Annotated in this window: 3 protein-coding genes; 2 read left to right on the top strand and 1 reads right to left on the bottom strand. The window is 68.6% G+C overall.

Annotated elements, in window-relative coordinates; all coding sequences use genetic code 11:
* Positions 1 to 17: 17 nt before the first annotated feature.
* The gene (gene pucL, locus MJ783_RS10555) at positions 18 to 911 is read right to left on the bottom strand and encodes a factor-independent urate hydroxylase (protein ID WP_239310219.1); all 894 of its coding nucleotides are present in this window, start codon (positions 909 to 911) and stop codon (positions 18 to 20) included.
* Positions 912 to 1,523: 612 nt separating this feature from the next.
* Between pucL and MJ783_RS10550 the strand changes: the two genes are divergently transcribed.
* Both MJ783_RS10550 and MJ783_RS10545 read left to right on the top strand, forming a co-directional pair.
* A complete protein-coding gene (locus MJ783_RS10550; RefSeq protein WP_239310218.1) occupies positions 1,524 to 2,795 on the top strand; it encodes an Ig-like domain-containing protein in 1,272 nt (423 codons plus the stop codon).
* A 35-nt stretch (positions 2,796 to 2,830) separates the two neighbouring features.
* The coding region (locus tag MJ783_RS10545; RefSeq protein ID WP_239310217.1) for an ABC transporter ATP-binding protein at positions 2,831 to 4,720 on the top strand (1,890 nt) is incomplete at its 3' end.

The following is a 4,720-nucleotide window of genomic DNA, read 5'->3' as shown; positions in this document are numbered from 1 at the left end:
CGGCAGCCCCCCATGGATCAGCAGAAGCCCGGGATCGTCAGCCAGGCCGGTCCCGGCGCGGGCGCGTCGTCGCGCAGCACGCTGCCCTCGATCTTCCCGTACGGCCGGTCTGCCGGTTGGTAGACGATGTCGGGGTTGTCCAGCCCGAGGGGGGTGAGATCAACCAGGAAGTGGTGCCGGTTCGGCATCGACATGCGAATCTCGGCGACGTCGGCGTGCGCGGCGAGCACCTCCCGGCCCATTGCGTACAAGGTCTGTTGAAGCGCGAGGCTGTGTACTTCCGCGAACGTCCGGAGAAGGATCTCCCGGATGCTCGCGAACAGGCTTCCGTACTCGATGTCCGTGGCCGCGTACCGCCACCGGACGGTGAGCTCGGTGGCGAGGACCCGGTCGTCCGTCTCAACCAGAGTCGTGTACTTGTCCCGGGCGAAGCCGCGAAATTCCGATCCGGTCGACTTGAGCAGGAGCAGGCCGCCAATTCCGGCTATGACATGGGCCCTGTCGCGGTCGACGGTGACCACGGCCGTCCGGTATTCACCGGCGGCCCGCGAGAAGGCGTGGTCAGATGTGCCGCCGGTGGTGCTGATCCGCTGCCAGCCGTGCTCCACGATCTCCATTCGGGCACTGGTCGTCCATACGTTGGATGCGACGAAATGCCGGGCGAGCCGCAGGCCGAACTCCTCGATCTCGCCGATGCCACCGTCGCGCGCAAACGCGTAGACGGTGTTTTTCTGGGTGTCGGTGGGCAGCACGTGGCTGTTGTCCCCGTCGAGATGCGCGCTGGTGAAGTCGCCCCGTAGCGCTGACGAGACGCTGATGTCCCTGAGCCGATGCGCCCGGGTCGAACGATCGATATGGACGAGCCTGACTTCGGCCTTTCCGTACTGGTTCTCGCCGAGAACGACTGCCATCGCGCCTCCAAGCCGGGCCGAGGAACGCCCCAACACCCCTGGGGCGGTGGGGACGCCGGAAAGCGAACAGGGAGATTGCCGGGCGGTGCGCCCGTGATCTCCCGTGGTGCGTCAACCTGGATCTGCCGCCGTGCCTGCCGTGCGGTGGTGCCCTGCCTGCCCTTCCTGCCTGCCTGCCGTGCCGTGGTGCCGTGTTATGCGCTGGCACTGGGCGCTCGCGGTGGAACGTGCGTGTCCTAACCCTGTGTGACGCTACCGGTACTCCGATTTGGGTGACCAGCCCGCGTCGTTGATTCGCCGAACGCCGTGACGGGCATGAGCCAAAAAATCAGGTGCCGATCGGGCGCAACTTCTGGAAGTCCTCGAGCGTCGGATGGAAGGACAGGGGAGGGGTCGTGGATCGTTGCCAGTGGGTGCTACTCTCTGTATTCAATTGTTCTACGAATGGTTGTGGTCGTCCGTTTGACACCGGTCATTTTAATGATCAACAGGTCGTCTGTCGGCAATGCTGGGTACGGTCCGGCTGTGAATGAGCGGCGGTCACTGAAGATATGTCGGTCGTTGGTGCGGGCTTACCCCGTGCCGCGGGTGTTCGGATCACACGGACCGCTGATGTCGACCGTCGTCGCGGCGCTGCTCGCCGGGGCCGCCCTCATGTCATGTTCGCCGCCGGCTGCCGACAAACCGAAGGCCGGGCCGTCGGCACAGCCGGTGCCGACCGCGACGGCACCACAGGTTGTCATCACTCCCTCGGACGGCGCTGAGGCAGTCGCGGTCACCAGCACCGTGGTTGTGCGCAGCAGCGTTCCGCTACAGTCGGTAACCGCAATCCGGAACGCCAGCAAGTCCCAGGAAACCGCCGCGGGCGTTCTCCGGGGCGAGCTTTCCGCGGACGCCAGGACCTGGACGTCGACCGACGGGCTGTTCGCGGACACGCGGTACCAGGTGACCGCGCAGACGTCCGCGGCACCGGGCGGATCGGGTCCAACGGTCACCGGCGCGACTTTCACGACGGTTAATCCGGAGAAGTCCCTCAAGGTTTCCTGGGGGCCGGTCGACGGTCAGACCGTCGGCATCGGCACCCCGATCACGCTGACTTTCAGCGCGCCGGTCACCGACCGCGCAGCCGTGCAGCGGCGCCTTGCGGTCACCGCGAATCCACCGGTTGCCGGTGCCTGGAACTGGGCGTCCAGCACAGTGGCGCGCTGGCGTCCGCAACAGTACTGGAAGGCCGGTACCCGTGTGCACGTCGAGGCGCGCCTCGCCGGTTTCGACGCTGGTGGTAACCGGTTCGGGCTGAAGGACCGGACCATGGATTTCGTCATCGGGCCGGCTCAGATCAGCTATGTCGACGCGGCGGCGCACACCATGAAGGTGTATCGGGACGGCGTTCTACAGCGAACCCTGCCGGTAAGTCTGGGCAAGCCGTCGTCGCCGACCATGGATGGCCCGCACAATGTCATTGCCACCGCGCCGACGGTGATTATGGACTCCGCGACGGTCGGCATCCCCAAGGGGGACCCGGACTACTACTACGAGACCGTGCAGTGGAACGTGCAGTTCACCAGCGGTGGTGAGTACGTGCATTCGGCGCCGTGGTCGGTCGGCTCCCAGGGGGAGAACAACGTCTCGCACGGGTGTGTCAACGCGGCCCCGGCGGATGCCGAGTGGTTCTACCGGTTCAGTCGGCTGGGTGACATCGTCGACGTGCGCAACACCGGCCGCCCGCCGGACACCACGCAGCTGGGCAACGAGTGGTCGATCTCCTGGGAGCGCTGGAGCGCGGGCAGCGCACTGCCGCTCGCTGACACCCAGAGCACCGCCGGGCAGGCGCAGACCGATCGCGGCGCCGCGGCGGCGGCCCCGCCGACGGCGCGTTCCTGACAGCGCGGGCCGCCGGGACGCGATGATCTCCTGGGATGGTTGGGGAAGGTTGTCCCGCCCGCATCTCCCAGGAGGTCCGCGCGATCAGCAACCAATCCGAACCCGGTGGCGCTTCGCGGTCCTGGTGGGCCGGCGCCCCGTCCTCCCGGCAGCACTGGCTGCGCCGGTTGGCCGGCCACGTCCTCAGATACCGCCGCAACGCGACCCTGGCGTTCGGCGCCGCCGTGTTCGGCACCGCGATCGCCGCGGTCACTCCGCTGATCGAACGCGCGGTGATCGACAACGTTGTGGTCGCGCACAGGCAGCCGCTCGCGCCCTATGTCCTTGCGCTGCTCGCCGCCGGGGTGCTGCGTTTCGCCGCCGGGTTCGTCCGGCGCTACATCGGCGGCCGGCTGGCCCTCGACGTCCAGTACGACCTGCGGGACGCGCTCTTCACCGCGCTCACGCGCCTGGACGGCGTCCGTCAGGACGGCCTCCGGACCGGCCAGGTCGTCAGCCGGGCCAATTCCGATGTCACGGTCGTCCAGGGCCTGCTGGCGTTCCTGCCGCTGATGAGCGGGAACCTGCTGCTGTTCGTGCTCGCCATTGTGATCATGATGTTGTTGTCCCCGTTGCTGACGCTGCTCGCGCTCGCCGTCGGCCCACTGGTGATCATTATCGGGCTGCGGGCCCGGCGGACCGTCTTCCCCGCGACCTGGGCGGCCCAGCAGCAGGCCGGTGAGGTCGCGGCCGTGGTGGCGGAGGCAACCGCGGGCGTGCGGGTGGTCAAGGGCTTCGGGCAGGAGGAGCGGGAGCTGGCCAAGCTCGCCACGGCCGCCCGCGCCCTGTTCTCGCTGCGGATGCGTGCGGTCCGCTTCACCAGTCTGTACACCAGCGCGCTGGCGGCGGTGCCGGCGCTCGGGCAGGTGGGCATGCTGGCGCTGGGCGGATGGCTGGCACTGCGCGGCAGCATCAGCCTCGGCACCTTTCTGGCCTTCACCGCCTACCTCGGCGAGCTGGTTGCGCCGACCCGGATGCTGGCGGGTCTGTTGACCATCGGACAGCAGGCCAGAGCCAGCGCGATCCGGGTGTTCGAAGTCATGGACAGCCAGCCGGTCGTCACCGAACGGCCCGGCGCCCGCGACCTCACCCGGGCCAGGGGCTGCGTCGAGCTTGCCAACGTCACATTCGGCTACAGCCGGGACCGCCCGGTTCTTGACGGGGTGAGCCTGCGGATCGAACCGGGCCAGACCCTCGCGCTGGTCGGCGCCTCCGGGTCGGGCAAGTCGACGGTGGCGGCGTTGCTGTCCCGCTATTACGACACGGACACCGGCGCGCTGCGCCTGGACGGACACGACATCCGGGAACTGGCTCTGCCATCACTGCGGGCGCAGATCGCGATGGTGTTTGAAGACAGTTTTCTGTTCTCCGACTCGGTTCGTGCCAACATCAGCTACGGGCGCCCGGGCGCGGATGAGGCCTCGGTCGTGGCCGCGGCCCGCGCGGCCCACGCGGACGGCTTCATCCGCGCCCTGCCAGCCGGTTACGACACGGTCGTCGGTGAGCAGGGGCTCACCCTCTCGGGCGGGCAGCGGCAGCGGATCGCGCTGGCTCGCGCCCTGCTGACCGACTCGCCCATCCTGGTCCTGGACGACGCGACGTCCGCGGTCGACGTCCGGGTCGAGGCCGAGATCCACGCGGCGTTGCGAGCGAACACGCGCGGCCGGACCACGCTGTTGATCGCCCATCGCCGATCGACGCTGCAGCTGGCTGACCGCATCGCGGTACTCGACGCCGGCCGCCTGGTCGACATCGGCACCGATGAGGAGCTCTCCGCTCGTTGTGAGCTCTATACCCTCTTGCTGGACGGCCGGGTCCGCGAGCCGGCGGTGACCACTCCCCGGCCCAGGCAGGCACCCGCCACCGGCGTCGGCGGCCCGCGGCCC

The sequence above is a fragment of the Protofrankia sp. Cj3 genome, from assembly GCF_917627355.1.
GTDB lineage: Bacteria > Actinomycetota > Actinomycetes > Frankiales > Frankiaceae > Protofrankia.
This window is presented reverse-complemented; position numbering and strand designations above follow the sequence as displayed.